Annotated in this window: 13 protein-coding genes; 2 read left to right on the forward strand and 11 right to left on the reverse strand. The window is 68.4% G+C overall.

The genetic code is table 11. The annotated features are described in order from the left end of the window. Positions 1–26: 26 nt before the first annotated feature. The 4 genes from ACYQZ5_RS05370 to ACYQZ5_RS05385 form a co-directional block, all read right to left on the reverse strand. Positions 27–2,165, reverse strand: a complete 2,139-nt coding sequence (locus ACYQZ5_RS05370) for an alpha/beta hydrolase family protein (protein WP_379730827.1) — start codon at positions 2,163–2,165, stop codon at positions 27–29. A gap of 57 nt (positions 2,166–2,222) precedes the next feature. Next, positions 2,223–3,158: a DUF4349 domain-containing protein gene (locus ACYQZ5_RS05375; RefSeq protein ID WP_379730828.1), complete on the reverse strand. Its 936-nt coding sequence runs from the start codon at positions 3,156–3,158 to the stop codon at positions 2,223–2,225. Between the two features lie 165 nt (positions 3,159–3,323). Beyond that, positions 3,324–4,115: an NAD(P)/FAD-dependent oxidoreductase gene (locus tag ACYQZ5_RS05380; protein WP_379730829.1), complete on the reverse strand. Its 792-nt coding sequence runs from the start codon at positions 4,113–4,115 to the stop codon at positions 3,324–3,326. A 25-nt stretch (positions 4,116–4,140) separates the two neighbouring features. After that, positions 4,141–4,431, reverse strand: coding sequence for a hypothetical protein (locus ACYQZ5_RS05385; RefSeq protein ID WP_379730830.1), 291 nt, complete (start codon positions 4,429–4,431; stop codon positions 4,141–4,143). A 315-nt stretch (positions 4,432–4,746) separates the two neighbouring features. On the opposite strand from ACYQZ5_RS05385, the gene ACYQZ5_RS05390 reads away from it, so the two are divergent. Next, the gene (locus tag ACYQZ5_RS05390) at positions 4,747–5,439 is read left to right on the forward strand and encodes a DUF1028 domain-containing protein (protein ID WP_459845408.1); all 693 of its coding nucleotides are present in this window, start codon (positions 4,747–4,749) and stop codon (positions 5,437–5,439) included. A gap of 6 nt (positions 5,440–5,445) precedes the next feature. Here the strand turns inward: ACYQZ5_RS05390 and ACYQZ5_RS05395 are convergent, their stop codons facing one another. The 7 genes from ACYQZ5_RS05395 to ACYQZ5_RS05425 form a co-directional block, all read right to left on the reverse strand. After that, entirely contained in the window at positions 5,446–6,657 is a 1,212-nt protein-coding gene (locus tag ACYQZ5_RS05395; RefSeq protein WP_379730644.1) for a M24 family metallopeptidase, read from the reverse strand. 120 nt (positions 6,658–6,777) lie between these two features. Beyond that, complete coding sequence (locus tag ACYQZ5_RS05400) at positions 6,778–7,791, reverse strand: ABC transporter ATP-binding protein (RefSeq protein WP_379730645.1); 1,014 nt, start codon at positions 7,789–7,791, stop codon at positions 6,778–6,780. Continuing rightward, entirely contained in the window at positions 7,788–8,915 is a 1,128-nt protein-coding gene (locus ACYQZ5_RS05405) for an ABC transporter ATP-binding protein (protein ID WP_459845410.1), read from the reverse strand. Before ACYQZ5_RS05405 ends, ACYQZ5_RS05400 begins: the two co-directional genes overlap by 4 nt. Positions 8,916–8,917: 2 nt before the next feature. Beyond that, a complete protein-coding gene (locus ACYQZ5_RS05410; protein ID WP_379730647.1) occupies positions 8,918–9,874 on the reverse strand; it encodes an ABC transporter permease in 957 nt (318 codons plus the stop codon). 3 nt (positions 9,875–9,877) lie between these two features. Continuing rightward, positions 9,878–10,819, reverse strand: a complete 942-nt coding sequence (locus ACYQZ5_RS05415; RefSeq protein WP_379730648.1) for an ABC transporter permease — start codon at positions 10,817–10,819, stop codon at positions 9,878–9,880. A gap of 19 nt (positions 10,820–10,838) precedes the next feature. Next, positions 10,839–12,530 (reverse strand): ABC transporter substrate-binding protein, encoded by a 1,692-nt coding sequence (locus tag ACYQZ5_RS05420; protein ID WP_379730649.1) that lies wholly within the window; start codon positions 12,528–12,530, stop codon positions 10,839–10,841. Positions 12,531–12,723: 193 nt separating this feature from the next. Continuing rightward, entirely contained in the window at positions 12,724–14,673 is a 1,950-nt protein-coding gene (locus tag ACYQZ5_RS05425; protein WP_379730650.1) for an ABC transporter ATP-binding protein, read from the reverse strand. A gap of 170 nt (positions 14,674–14,843) precedes the next feature. On the opposite strand from ACYQZ5_RS05425, the gene ACYQZ5_RS05430 reads away from it, so the two are divergent. After that, positions 14,844–15,407, forward strand: coding sequence for an SRPBCC family protein (locus ACYQZ5_RS05430; protein WP_379730651.1), 564 nt, complete (start codon positions 14,844–14,846; stop codon positions 15,405–15,407). Positions 15,408–15,431: the final 24 nt, after the last annotated feature.

Genomic DNA, 15,431 nt, shown 5'->3' on the forward strand with positions numbered 1-15,431 from the left:
CTGTTCGGGGCCCCGGCTACTTCGCTCTACTCCTCGGATTCCCGGCCGTGGGGGTCGTCGGCGTCGGGGTCGGTGACCTCGGGGTCGTGTCGTCGGTACCACGCCGTGATCTCCTCCAGTCGGTGGATCGCACGATCGGGGTCGCCGATGTTGTGGTGTTCGTCCTCGTAGACGACCAGTCGACACTCCGCGCCGGCCTGCTGGGCGGCGACGTAGAGCTGTTCGGACTGGGACGGCGGGCAGCGCCAGTCCTGCCCGCCTGCGGCGACGAGCAGCGGCGTCTCGACGTTCCCGATGTCCGTGATCGCGGAGGAGGCGTCGATCGCCTCGGCGTTCTCCCACGGGTAGCCGTACTCGTTCTCCATCCAGATGTGGGAGTCGTCCGTGCCGTACGCCGAGCGCAGGTCGTAGATGCCGTGCTCGGGCGCTGCGGCGGTGAGCAGGTCGGGGTACTGCGTCACCAGATACCCCTGTGCGATCCCGCCGTAGGAGAAGCCGTAGCCGAACACGCGATCGGGGTCGGTCCAGCCGCGGTCGACCAGCGACTCGATCCCGGCCGCGATGTCGCTGGCCTCGACGGTGCCCCACTGGCCGTGGAGCGTCTCGCAGAACTTCCGACCGAACGAGGAGCCGCCGCGGTAGTTCGGCCGGAACACCAGGTAGCCGCGGGAGGTGAGCGCCGCGTGGGCGAAGCTGAACGTGGGCTCGTCGTAGGACACCGGCCCGCCGTGGATCGCACACACCGTCGGCGCCGGATCTGACTCGCCGGGCTCGTACTCCGGCGGGTGGTACAGCACGCCCGAGATCTCCCAGCCGTCGTTCTCGAACGTCACGCGACGGACCTCGGGCATCTCGTACTCGTCGGTGAGTTCGGCGTTCACCTCGGCCAGCCGCGTGAGCGAGTCGGGTTCCTCGTCGGCCGCGAGGTCGTCGACGGGCAGCGCGTAGGGATCGTGCCCCTTGCTGGGGTGAGCGAACCCCATCGCCGCCGTGTCACCGCCGATAGCCAGCCCCGTCACGGCGCGGTCGTCGCCCTGTGCCTCGAAGGTTCGTTCCCAGTCGGCGTCGGCGGCGTCGCACCGAACCAGTCGCGTCCGGGCTTCGTCGCCGACCAGCGTGTAGAAGGTCTCGTCGTCGACCCACTCGAACGACGCGCCGCGAGCGAGCGTGCGGTCGAGGTCGCCCGTGACCGAGACGTGCTCCTCGCCCTCCCACACGCGGGCTTCGGTCGGGATACACCAGTTCTCGTCGTCGCCCGCCGAGAACGCGAGCCGTTCCCCGCTGGGGGACCACGTCGGACTGTTGCAGTTCAGGCCGCCCTCGGTGACCGCAGTCGCGTCACCTCCATCCGGCGATACCGTGAACACGTCGGTCTCGAGCGTGCTGTCTGGGTCGTCCCCGCGGTAGGAGACGAACGCGATCTCGCCGCTTTCGCCCCAGTCGGGCTGAAGCCCGCTCAGCCCCTCGAACGCGCCGCGGCCGTAGGCGTCCTCGAGCTTCCGTGCGGAGTCGGTATCCGCGGCGTCGTCGCCGAGTACCGCGTCCTCGCCCACCACGAACAGGTAGCTGGTGACGGTGTCGAGGTAGCCGGCGCCGTCGAGTTTGTGCTGGATGCGCTCGGTCTCGACGGGACCGCCGTCGCGGCGCTCCTCGAGGTAGGCCGACTCGGCGTCGGTCGGGTCGCGCGCGGTGACGACGACGCGCTCGCCGTCGGGCGCCCAGTCGAACTCGCGGACGCCCTCCGCGAAGTCGGTGACTTGCCGGGCGTCGCCGCCGAGCGCGAGGTCGAACACCCATACTTGGGACTTCGGCTCCTCGTCACCGTTGCCGCCTGCCCCGTTCGGTCCGGCTTCCTCGTCGTCTTCCTCCTCTTCCTCGTCTTCGTCGCGGCCGACCCGGAGGTCGCTGTCCTCGTCGCGGGCCGCAAGGAAGCCGAGGCGGTCGCCGTCGGGCGACCACGTCGGTGAACTGGCGCCGGAGACGCGGGTCAGTCGGTGGGGATCGCGGCTGCCGTCGGTGGGGACGACGAACAGCGACGACACCGACTCGTCGGCGTCGGGGTCGGACTCGTTGGTGGTGAACGCGGCGCGGTCGCCGTCGGGAGAGACGGCGATCTCGCCGATCTGCGTGAGGTCGTAGTACGCGTCGAGCGGGAGCTCGCTCATCACCCGCGAGGTTTCCCGGCACTGCGAAAAGCGTTCGGCAAGCGGAAGTGCGGGCGGCTACTCTTCGGCGTCGCCCGGCGATTCGTCGCCTTCCTCGACCGGTGGTTCCCTGCCGCCGCCACGTATCGACCTGTCACCGACGACGTAGCGCTTGAACACCAGCCCGAGGCCGAACAGCGGCACGCCGAACGCGATGAGGTACGGCAGGGCGTACGCGATCCCGACCACCGCGGCCCGGAGCGCGACGACCGCGCCGTCGACCGATTCGAGGAACGCGGCGACGACACCGGTGTCGTACCAGTGGTCCTCCTCGACCGGATCGTCGGGGCGCTCCTCGCGGAGTTCGACGGTCACCGTGGCGTAGGCCACGCGGTTCTCCAGCGACTCCAGCCGGGCCTCGATCGACTCGATCTCGCCTTGCACGTCCGAGAGTTCGCGCTGGACCGCCAGCACGTCCTCGGTGTCGTTGGCCTGCTCGTACAGTTCGCGGAGGCGTTCACGCTCCGCACGGAGGTTCGAGAGCCGGGCTTCGAGGTCGGCGTGCTGCCCGGTCACGTCGTCGACGTTCTCCTCCTCGCGGAGGACGGCGCCCTCGCTCCGAACGGTCTGGAGGAACTCGGTGTAGTTCTCCGCGGGCACCCGGTAGGTGAACTGCCCGTTGCGGTAGGTCGTGTTGTCGAACTCGTTCGCCGTGATCTCCGAGTTCCCCACGTAGCCGCCGTGGGACTCGACGGCGGCCGAGAGGTTCGACCGGCTCGGCTCGAACTCGTCGACGCGGACGGTGAGGCGGGCGGTGTAGATCCGCATCCGCTCGCCTGTCGTGCTCCCGTCGTCGGCCTCCGCGGGCGTTCCGGTGGCCTGTTCGTACTCGGGTTCGTCGCCGCTCAGCGCCGCCTGCGTGGCGCCGTCGCCGGCGTTCCCCCCGCCCGCACAGCCCGCGAGCACGAGCAGGAGCGCGATCCCGACTGCGACGAGCGGTCGGTTCCTTCGCATACCCGTCTCTCTCGGCGGAACTCGGTAAAGGGTTGGCTAGCCACAAAGAGCCGTTTGAGTTATCCACGACGGCTCGTATGCCGTCGACTGGGCTCTACACGATCACGGCATTGGCTCCGTGCGACCGACATAGCGTCGGTCGCCGGTCACCCGCCGTGATCGGTATTACTTCCCGTCGAGCCGCCCCTTCTCGTCGTCGACGAGGCTCGGGTGGGTCCGCTGGCGTTCCTCGTGCTCTTCGGCGAAGTACTCCCGCATCGCCGCGCGGGACTCGGCCCGCCGAGCCGCGCGCTCGGTCTCGTCGATCTCCTCACAGCCCGGCGGGACCTCGCGGCCGCGGTCGGTGAAGTACCCCTCCGGCGTGACCCAGTCGTGGTAGAACGGCGTGTCGGAGTCGTGGATCAGCGTGATCGCCGTCCGGGCGCCGTCGCCGGCCGCGACGACTGCCTGGTGGTAGCGCTCGGCGAGCCGGCCCGCCGCGTAGAGCCCGTCGACGCTGGTCCGGCCGTCCTCGTCGTCCTCGAGGAACTGCTTGCTGCCGGCCGAGCGGATCTCGGGGTCGACCGGGTCGAGGTAGTCGGTGTTCGACCACGAGGCCGCGATCACCCTGTCGGCGCGAACCTCGTCGCCGTCCTCGGCGACCGCGACGAACCCGTCGTCTTCGGCCTCTCTGAGCTCCGTGATCCGGCCGGCGACCAGATCGACGCCGTTTCGCGTCGCCTGTGCGTGGAGCATGTCGGCGAACAGTCGGGGGTTGACGCCCGCGGGGAACCCCGGGAAGTTCTCCAAGTGGGCGTTCCGGCGCAGGATCGACTCGCCGCCGTCGTACACCAACGTGTCAAGCCCCGCGCGGGCGGTAAACAGCGCGGCGGTCAGGCCGGCGATCCCGCCGCCGACGATCAGCACTTCACGGCGCTGTGTCTCCTCGTCGCTCGCCGTCTCGGTCGAATCGGACATGCCCGCTCAGAGCCTCCACACGGGGTTAGGAACTTCGGAGTTCCGGGAGGCCGTTCCGCCCGAGCCAGAGCACGACGTTCGCGCCGACCAGCGCGTGGATGAGGTAGCCGTCGCTCAGGAGACCCATGCAGACTAGCGCCCCGGCCACCAGCACCGGGAACGCGGAGAGACTCCCGTCGCGGCTGTGTGTGATGGCGGCCCAGACCACCGTTGCGGCCGCGACGGCGCCCAGAACCGGCTTGTCGAGGACCACCACGCTCGGTAGGAAGATGGCGAGCGCGGCGGCCGCGACGAGCCACTTGGTCGTGGTCTCCACTGCCACGACGTACCGGATTCGCGGAGGTAAGGGTTCCTACTCACCTCCCCGGTAGCGAACAGGGGGTGCTTTCCACCCGGAGCGACACACCCCACGACCGCTCAACGCTCCGGGCCAGTGTCAGACCACGGGACGGGTGGTCGCCCGATCGTACTTGAAAAGGAGGCTCGCCGGGCTGGCGAGATCGGTCGCCTCGGCCGGCCGATCGTCGCCGGCCCAGCCAGTCGTCGAGGTCGATACTGCCGGACCAAAGAGTGATACGCGCCCGACCGAACTCCGGGGTATGGTACCAGCCGCCTACAGAGGGGGAGCGTCGTGACGTTCTCGATCACCGCCGCCGACCCGTCGACCGGTGCCACCGGCGTCGCTATCGCGTCGGTGTTCCCCTCGGTCGGCGCCGTCTGCCCGTGGGCGAGCGAACACGTCGCGCTGGCGACGCAGGCGTGGGACTCCGGCGCCGATTACGGGGAGCCGCTGTTGGAGATGGCGGCACGGGACATCGGACTGGAGAGCGCCGCGAGGGCGGTGCTGGAGAACCGCCCCGGCAGCCGCGGGACCCAGCTCCACGGCACGGAAGCCGACGGGGAGACGTACGCCTACACCGGCGAGAAGGCGACCGACTGGGCGGGCCACGTCGTCGGCGATGCCCACACCGCGGCGGGGAACACGCTGGCCGGCGAGGCCGTGGTGACCGAGATGCACGACGCGTACGTCGACGCCGAGGGGCCGCTGACCGAGCGGCTCCTGACCGCCTTGACCGCCGGGGAGGACGCGGGCGGCGACAAGCGCGGCGACAACCTCAGCGCGGCGGTGCTGGTCAACGCGCCCGAGTCGGCGCTGTCTCACAACATGCGCGTTGATCAGCCCGGCGACCCCATCGAGGGGCTGTGGGACGCCTACGAGGCGGCCCGGGAGCACGCCGACGCGACCGCCGACACCGACGAGTTCGCGGCGGAGTGGGGCGAGGGGTTCGACGAGGCGATCGTCGACTTCGGGATCAAGTACTGACGCCGGCTACCAGCGGATGATGTTCGACTCCAGATCCCGCGGGTAGTAGGTGATCTGCTCGACGCCGTCCTCGGTGATCAGGATGGTGTCGGAGTGCCGGTAGCCCGCCTCGCCCGGGTAGTAGATGCCGGGTTCGATCGAGTAGGCGTGTCCCGGCTGCATCACCTCGTCGCTCCCGCGGTCGATGAACTCCCGCTCGTGGGCCTCCATCCCGAGGTTGTGGCCGGTGTGGTGCTGGGCGTACTCCAGCACGCCCTGCTCGCGCATGTAGTCGTGGACCGCCTGATCGACCGCCGAGCAGGGGACGCCCGGGCCGCTCTCCTCGATCCCGATCGTCTGGGCTTCGAGCATGATCTCGAAGCGGTTGCGCTGCTCGTCGGTCGGTTCGCCCACGAACATCGTCCGTTCGAGTTCGCTCTTGTAGCCGCCGACGTTGGCGCTGGCGCCGGTGACGAGCACGTCACCCTCCGCCAGCCGGCGGTTCTCCGTCAGCCCGTGGGGCAGCGCCGTGTTCGGCCCCGAGAGGAACCCACAGCTCGCGGGGAACCCGCCCCGGAGGTGGGAGTCGTAGCGGTCGCCCAGCGCGTCGAGCATCGACATCGAGGCGTCGAGGCTCGCGCGTTTGGCCACCCAGAGCTCGTGTTTCCCCGGCTCGGCGTACTCCGCCAGCTTCCGGTGGGCGAGGTTCCCCCACTCTGCGGAGTGACGCATCAGGTCGAACTCCACCGACGATTTCTCCTTGCGCATCTCCGTGATCCACTCGCCGGTGTCGACTTCGACGTCGGCGAGTTCGTCGAGGCTGGGTCCCGAGTAGCCCCAGAACCCCGGCGCGCCGTTGGCGTCGGCGGCGACCGACTCGACCCCGAGATCGTCGAGCATCAGCGCGATGGTGTCCTCCGGGGTCCGGCCGGGGTTGACGTAGTACTCGCCGCCGTCGTCGCCGGGGTAGTCGAAGTAGGTGTGTACGCGCTCGATCAGCGGGAACGCCTCGCTCTCGGCGCGGTCGGCTTCGAGCCGCGGCACCGTCACCTCGACGGCGTCCTGCGTGACGGCCAGACAGACCGGGCGCTCGGTCTGGAGGTGGTGGAACCCCGAGAGCCACTCGATGCTCGTCCCGGAGAACAGACAGAGCGCGTCGTAGCTCCCCGCGGCCAGCTCGTCGCGGACGGTCTCGATCCGAGCCTCGAACTCCTCGGTCGGTACGGTAGTGAGTACCATGGGGGCGAGTAACGAATTTCCCCACATAACGTTACGGTAACGGGCAAAACCACGCCCGTCGGCCGCTCCGAGTCGGTCACGGGACGCCGGCGGCGACGACCGGCGTCGTCGCTCGCCGACTCAGTCCGTGTAGTGGTGACAGGCGCAGACGTGATTCTCGGCCAGTTCGCGGAGCTCCGGATCGTCGGTCTCGCAGACCTCGCCGATGTACTCCTGACAGCGCGTGTGGAACCGACAGCCGGAGGGCGGGTCCTCCGGGCTCGGTACGTCGCCTTCGAGGATGATCCGGTCGGTCATCGGCTCCGGCGACGCCCGGGGCAGCCCCGACAGCAGCGCGCGGGTGTAGGGGTGTTTGGGATCCGCGAACAGCTCGTCGGCGGGCGCGACTTCGGCGAGTTCGCCGAGGTACATCACCGCGACGCGGTCGCAGATGTGCCGGATGACGCTCAGGTCGTGGCTGATGAACAGGTACGTGAGGTCGTACGTGTCCTGCAGGTCGTCCATCAGGTTCAGGATCTTCGCCTGCACGCTCACGTCGAGCGCGCTCGTGGGCTCGTCGGCGACGATCAGTTTCGGGTTCACCGACAGCGCCCGCGCGATGGCGATGCGCTGTTGCTGGCCGCCGGAGAACTCGTGGGGCGCGCGCTCGAGGTGGTTCTCCTGTAAGTCGACCTCGTCGACGAGCTCCTGCAGCCGGGCCCGTCGCTTCTCGCGGTCCCAGTCGGTCAGCGCCCGCATCGGCTCGGTGATGAGGTCGGCGACCGTCATCCGGGGGTTCAGCGACGAGCCGGGGTCCTGGAAGATGATCTGGATGTTCCGTCTGAGTTCCCGCAGCCGGCCTTTCGAGGCGTCGGTGATCTCCTCGCCGTCGAAGTAGATCTCGCCGTCGGTGGCGTCGTGGAGTTGGACCAGCGTCTTGCCCAGCGTCGACTTCCCGCAGCCGGACTCCCCGACCAGCCCGAGCGTCTCGCCGCGCTCCATGCTGAAGCTCACGCCGTCGACGGCTTTCACGTCGCCGACGCGGCGCCGGAGGATCCCGCCGGTGACGGGGAAGTACTTGCGTACCTCGTCGGCGACCAGCAGGCCGTCGTCCGGGGCCACGTCGTCGGCGAGTTCGGGCGTGTGGGTGCTCACGAGCCGTCCACCCCCGTTCGGCCCGCGTCGTCCGTGCCGCCGGCGGCCTCACCGTCGGCCGTCGGTCCGACCGGCCACGGTGGGTCCTCCTCGCGCTCCTCGTCGTAGAGGTGGCAGGCGACTTTCTGGTCGCCCTCGACCCGGCTCGGCGTCTCCAGCTCCGGTTCGACCGTGTCACAGACCTCGCCGATGTACTGCGGACACCGCCCCGCGAACCGACAGCCAGACGGCGGGTCGATCAGTTCGGGGACCGTCCCCTCGATGGTGGGGAGACGGTCGGTTTCGCCCTCCAGCGACGGGATGCTCTCCGCCAGCTTCCGAGTGTATGGGTGCAGCGGCGACTCGAACAGCGTCCGCATGTCGCACTGTTCGACGACGTTGCCCGCGTACATCACGCCGATCCGGTCGGCGATCTCGGAGATCACTGCGAGGTCGTGGCTGATGAACAGCACGCTCATCTCGAACTCCTCGCGGAGGTCGGTCAGCAGGTCCATGATCTGGGCCTGAATGGTCACGTCGAGGGCGGTCGTCGGCTCGTCGGCGATCAGCAGTTTCGGCTCGGTGATCAGCGCCATCGCGATCACCACGCGCTGGCGCATCCCGCCGGAGAGCGCGTCGGGGTACTCGGTCATCAGCCGCTCGGCGTCGGCCAGCCCCACCGACTCGAGCATCTCGACGGCGCGCTCGTGGGCCGCCTCCTCGCTCACGTCGCGGTGGGCGAGCAGCGGCTCCTTCACCTGCCGGCCGATCGTCAACACCGGGTTCAGCGACGACATCGGATCCTGATAGATCATCGTGATCTCGTCGCCGCGGATCTCGTTGAGTTCCTCGTCGGAGAGATCGAGTAGCTCCGTGCCGTCGTAGGTGATCGAGCCGCCGACGATCTCGGCCGGCGGCGACTGCAACAGCCCCATCGTCGAGAGCGCGGTGACGGACTTGCCACAGCCGCTCTCGCCGATGACGCCGAGCACTTCGTCGTGGCCGATGCTGAGCGAGACGCCGTCGAGCGCCTCGACGGTCCCCCCTTCGGTGTTGAAGTGGACCTGGAGGTCGTCGATCGAGAGCAGCGGCTCGGTGTCGGTACGTGTGGCGGCCGGGTCCATCGGGGTTCGTTGTTCGGACATTGTTAGCGGACCTGTCGTGGGTCGAGGGCGTCTCTGAGGCCGTCGCCGAGCCCGTTGAAGCCGATGACCGTCACCATGATGGCGAGGCCGGGGAACGTCGCGATCCACCACGCGGAGTCGATCTCCCCGCGGCCGGCCGCGAGGATCGCCCCCCACTCCGGCTTCGGCGGCTGGACGCCCATCCCGAGGAAGGAGAGCCCGGCGCTCCAGAGGATGACCGTCGGGATCGTCAGCGTGGCGTAGACGATGATGCTCGACGCGGCGTTGGGGAGGACGTAGCGCGTGATGGTCCGGAAGTCGCTGAGTCCGGCGGCCTCCGCGGAGTCGATGTACTCCTCCTCCATGACGCTCTTCACGTCCCCCCGGACCAGCCGGGCGAACCCGCGCCAGCCGACGAGGCTGACCGCGACGATGAGGGGGAACAGCCCACCCCCGAGCATCCCGGCGATCGCGAGCGCGAGGACGAGCGCGGGCATCGACAGCGCGATGTCGACGACCCGCATGATCGTCGACTCGACCAGCCCGCCGTAGTAGCCGGCGACCAGCCCCAGCGTCACGCCGAGCAGCATCTCGATCCCGACGATGACGACGCCGAGGAACACGGCGTAGCGGGAGCCGTACACCACGCGGGAGAACACGTCACGGCCGTACTGGTCGGTCCCGAACGGGTGTGCGAGGCTCGGCGGCTGTTTGAGCGCGCTGTAGTTCTGCTCGGCGGGCGCGTACGGGGCGATGAAGTCGGCGAAGATCGCCGTGAACAGCAACAGGAGGACGACGACGAGGCCGAACATCGCGAAGCGGTTCTGCATCACCCGCCAGAAGACGACTTTCGCGCGGGCGACCCGACCCGTCGCCGGCCCGGACATCGAGGGGGTTTCCGAGCCCGCGTCGTCGGCCGTCGCTGTTCCGCCGTCGGTTCTCGCGTCGTCGGTCGTGTCGTCGTGTGTGTCTGTCGTCATCTGTCAGTCGTACTCGATCCGCGGGTCGAAGTAGCCGTACATGATGTCCACGAACAGGTTCGAGAGGATCACGATCACCGCGTACACCAACACGAGTCCCTGGACGATCGGGTAGTCGCGCTGCAACACCGAGTTCACCAACAGCCGCCCCATCCCGGGCCAGGAGAACACCGTCTCGATGATGACCGATCCCGAGAAGATGAAGGGGATCTGGAGGCCGATCAGCGTGATGATCGGGATCATCGCGTTCTTCATCGCGTGGGTGTAGATCACCGCCTGCTCGCCGATACCTTTCCCCCGGGCGGTGCGGATGTAGTCCTCGTTGAGTATCTCCAGCATCGACGACCGGGTCATCCGCGTGAGTAGCCCCGCGCGCCGCGTCCCGGTGGCGACCGCCGGCAGGATCAGCGACGAGAGCCACGTCATCGTCAACACCGGCGTCCCCCTGCCCGATATCGGGAACATGTTCCACCGGACCGAGAACAGCAGCAGGAGGATCAGCGCGAGCCAGAACGAGGGCATCGACAGCCAGAAGATGGCGAACAGCATCGACGTGGTGTCGATCCACGAGTACTGTTTGACCGCGCTGACGACGCCCAGCGGGAGCGCGATGATCAGCGTCAGGAACATCGAGCCGACCGCGAGTTCGAGCGTCGGGGGGAGCCGCCGGGCGATCATCGCCGACACCGGGCGCCCGGTCCGCACCGACTCGCCGAGTTCGAGGTGCAGGACGCCCCAGAGCCACTCGAGGTAGCGGATCCACGGCGGTTGGTTCAGCCCCATCTGTCGTTCGAGCTCCCGGACCGCCTCGGGCTGGGCGTTCATCCCCAGCGCGATCCGTGCGGGGTTCCCGGGGGCGAGGTAGATGATCAGCGAGATGGCGATCGTCACGCCGATCAGGACGGGGATCGTTACGAGTAGCCGTCTCGCGACGTACTTGAGCATTGATGTGGAGGGGGACCGCTTAGAGGCCGAGTTCGAGGCGGTTCATCCACTCCTGGTCGGGCCACCAGGGGTGTTCGGTCCACGCGTCCATCCCGGCCACCTCGTTCTTGTAGCCGTAGATCTTGTTGAACGCACAGATCGGCGTCACCGGCGCCTCCTCGATGATCAGCTCTTGGGCCTGCGTGATCGCTTCCTGCCGGGCCTCCTCGTCGGGGCTGGTCTTGGCCTGGTTCAGGAGCTCGTCGAACTCGTCGTTCTCCCACAGCGAGTAGTTGGTCCCGCCCTCGGTCGCGGTGTTCTCGCCGAGCAGGATCGGCTCGATCGCGTTCACCGCCCAGTTGCCGCCGTAGGCCATCGTGGTGATGTGGTGGTTCCCGGACTCGAGGTTGTTGTACAGCGTCCCCGCCTCCAGCACTTCGAGCTCGGCGTTGATCCCGACTTCGCCGAGCATCGGGGCGATCACCTCGCCCATCTGTGCGTACCGCGGGATGGTGAACGCGTAGAACGTCAGCGTCAGCTCCTCGCCGTCTTTCGTCCGTGTCTCACCCTGCGAGGAGTTGGTCCACCCCTCCTGTTCGAGCAGTTCCCGGGCACGGCTCTGGTTGTACTGCTCGCCCAGCTCTTTGGCCCGCTCCTCCGAGAGTCCGTTGACGGCGATGGGCGGGACGATGCTCCAGATCGGGTACCCCTCGCCGCCCAGCGCGGCCTCGATCACCGGCTGCTTGTTGACCGCGTGGTTGATCGCCCGGCGGACGTTGACGTTGTCGGTGGGCGCCTTCTGGGTGTTGATCGCGAGGTATCCCGGCCGGGTGTACTCCTTGCGGACGAGGCTCGCGCCGTCCGAGTTCTCGACCTCGCCGGTGTCCGTGAGCGTGATGTACGAGGAGCCGTGGACGCCGCCGTCGGTCAGTTCGTTCAGCAGCGTCGTCGCCTCGGGGTGGTGTTCGAAGCGGAACTCTTCGGGGTACCCCGGCCCCTGGTTCGAGACGAACTCCGGCGCCCAGTTGTAGTCCTCGTACCGGGAGACGGTGACGGCGGTCCCACGCTCCCAGCTCTCCCACTGGTAGGGGCCGGTGCCGACCGCGATGTTCTGCCCGTAGTTCTCGGACTCCTCGACCGCAGACCGGGAGACGAACCCGGTCAGGGGGTTGGTGAGGTAGCGCGGGAGCAGGGGGTATGGGTCACTGAAGCTGACGGTGACCTCGTAGTCGCCGGTCGCCTCGAAGGAGTCCGCGGGGGCGAGCAGGTACGACTGCGGGGAGTTCTCGACGAACCGCTCCCAGCTCCAGACTACCTCCTCGGCGGTGAGTTCGTCGCCGTTGTGGAACGTGATTCCCTCCTCGAGGGTGAACACGTACTCCGTGGCGTCCTCGTTCGAGGACCAGTCCGCGGCGAGGTGGGCCTCCGGATCCAGATCCGGGTTCATCCGGAACATCGGCTCGTGGATCGCCGAGAGGATCGTCTGTTCGGGGCGCCGCGTGGCCTTGTGGAGGTCGAGCGTCGACGCCTTGCTGGAGCTGCCGACTACGAACGTCCCGCCAGAGGAGGGCGTGTCGCCCCCGCTCATCCCGCCGTCGGTGCCGGTACCCTCGGTCGTCGGGGTGCCGGAGCCGGAGGTACAGCCCGCGAGGGCCGCCCCAGCCCCGGTGACGCCGATCGTCTCGAGGTATCGGCGGCGGCTGATCTGTTTTTGTATGTCTTTATCTGTCATGGTGTTCATCCACATGGGTTGACTGGCCACTAATAGTTCTTTGGTTGCCGGCGACGGCGAATACGGCGGCGGCGGGGCCGCGAACGCTTTTGAGCCGTTGGCCGGCGGCTACTCTACTCGGGGTCGTACTGGGCGGTGCCGCGAGAACGGGCGGTCGTGGGTCGTCGACGGCGTCGGGCGCGGTCTGTGCCCGTCAGTCGTCGTCGATCTCCTCTTCCAGCATGTCCGTGCGCTGCGCGGCGCGCTGGCGCGCGCGCTCGACGAACTCCTCGGGGAGGTCGTCGATCTCCCCGGCCTGCACGCCCCAGAGCTTCGCGTAGAGACCGTCGGCCTCGAGCAGTTCCTCGTGGTCGCCGCGCTCGACGATCTCCCCGTCCTCCAGCACGAGGATCGTGTCGGCGTCCCGCACCGTCGAGAGCCGGTGGGCGATCTCGAAGGTGGTACAGTCCTCGCTCAGGCGGTCGAGGCTGCGCTGGATCAGCATCTCCGTCTCCGTGTCGACCGCGCTGGTGGCCTCGTCGAGCACGAGCACGTCGGGGTCCTGCAGCATCGTCCGGGCGATCGAGAGCCGCTGCTGCTGCCCGCCGGAGAGCTTCACGCCGCGCTCGCCGATCCGGGTGTCGTACCCCTTCGGCAGCGACTCGATGAACGCGTGGGCCTCGGCGGCCTTCGCCGCCTCGACGATCTCCTCGCGGTCGGCGTCGAACCGGCCGTAGCGGATGTTCTCCGCGACGGTGCCGTCGAACAGGAACGTCGACTGGGAGACGTAGCCGACGTGGCCCCGCAGCGTCTCGAGCGAGAGCTCCCGCAGGTCGTGGCCGTCGATGCGGACCTCGCCCTCGACGGGGTCGTACAGACGCAACAGCAGCTTGAGCAGCGTCGACTTCCCGGCGCCGGTCGGGCCGACCAGCGCCACGTCCTCCCCGGGCTCGGCCTCGAAGTCGACGTTCTCGAGCACCATCTCCTCGGGCGCGTCCTGCTCCACGTCGGCGTAGCCGAAGCTCACGTCGTCGTACTCGACGCGGCCCTCGACCTCGTCGAGTTCGATCGGGTCGTCGGACTCGGTGATCTGGGAGGGGATGTCCATCAGTCCGAAGATGCGCTCGGAGGACGCCTTGGCGTTCTCGTACTGGTCGATGATGTTCGACACCTGTGCCAGCGGCGTGACGATCCGCTGGGTCATCAGGACGAACGTGACCAGCTCCCCGCCGGTGAGATCGCCCGTGAAGAACCAAGGCGCCCCCTGGAACACCCACAGCCCGCCGACGATGAACGTCACGGCGAAGGAGAGCCCCGCCAGCAGCTCCATCCCGGGGCGGTAGATGTAGCTCAGCCGGAGCACCGCCATCGTGTCCCGGAAGTAGCGCCACGACGCGTTCTCGACGCGGTCGCTCTCGTAGGACTCGGTGCCGCTGGTCTTGACCAGTTCGACGCCGGCCAGCGCGTTCTCCAGCCGGGTGTTGAGGTTCCCGACGCTCGCCCGTCGGTCGACGTACCGGGGTTCGACGGCGCGCATGAACCACATCGTAAGCCCGACGATGGCGGGGACGACCACCAGCGTCACGAGCGCGAGCTGCCAGTTCAGCGAGAACAGGATCATCGCGATCCCGACGATCATCACCGTCAGCCGGACCGAGTTCTGCAGCCCGTTGTCGAGGAAGTTCTCGAGGTTGTTGGCGTCGTTGTTCAGCACGGACATGACCTCCCCCGTCTGCTTGTCGTCGAAGAACGTCATGTCCAGCCGCTGCATCGTCTCGAAGCTGTCCGTCCGGACCGCGTGCATCACGCGGTGGGCGTAGTTGTTGGCGGCGATGCCGTACAGCGTGGTGAACACCGCGGTCACGACGAACGAGCCGACCATCAGCTCCGCGGAGAACCAGAACTGCGCGGTGTCCGTCTCCGGGATCCACGCCGCCGGGAAGAACGGGATCGTGTACGCCCCGGCGTCCTGGAACACGCTGTCGAGGGCGGCGCCGAGGATCACCGGGGGCAGCAGGCTCGCCGACCGGGCGAGGATGTTGCCCAGCATCCCGAGGATCAGCCACCGTATCCGGCCCGCGCTGTACTCCGTGAAAAGCCGGTAGAGCGGCCGTTCGACGCGCTCCCGGTACACGTCGAACACGCTCCCCTCCTCCGCACTCATTACGAACCGAAACCTCGCGCCACCGGAAGAACCCATCGAAGCCGGCCGGTGCCACCGGCAGCGACTGCCGGTTTCGGTCGGCAGGGCGGGGCAACGTCGCCGATCCGCGGCGGCGACCGCGCCGGTTCCACGACCACCGGAGCTATACTCCTCCCGCTGCGTGGTCGGGTATGGAGCGGCTCGCCGTCGAGACGGTCGTCTATCGACCAGTCGGGGAGGTGTACGACTTCCTCGAGGCGTTTCCGGGGTACGCGGACTACTCCGAGCATCTCGACCGCGTCGACGAGCTCGACCCCGGGCCGGGCGAGCGCGCACGCTACGCGCTGCGGTTCTCGTGGTGGAAACTGGAGTACACCGCGCGCTCGGCGGTGACCGAGACGGTCGAGAACGAACGTATCGAGTGGACGCTGCTGGGCGATTTCGACGCCAGCGGGCGCTGGCTGGTCGGTGAGCGCCCCCTCTCCGAGGGCGCCCCCGACTGGGCGGAGACCGCGACCGCGGTCCGGTTCGAGGTGGCGTACGCCCCCGAGAGCGCCCACAGCGGCCTCGTCGACCTCCCGACGCTGGTGTCGCTGGACTGGGTCGTCGAGAAGGTGACGCCGAAGATCGAGGCCGAGGCCCGAACCGTCGTCGAGCGGGCGGTCGCCGACCTCGAAGGCCGGCAGCGGTCGGTCGAACTCGCCGTCGAGACCGGGGCCGACGCGGAACGCTCGGCGTTCCCGGCCGAAGAGTAAACGTGATACGGTGGGGAGCAATGG

It is taken from the genome of Halolamina salina (genome assembly GCF_054653455.1).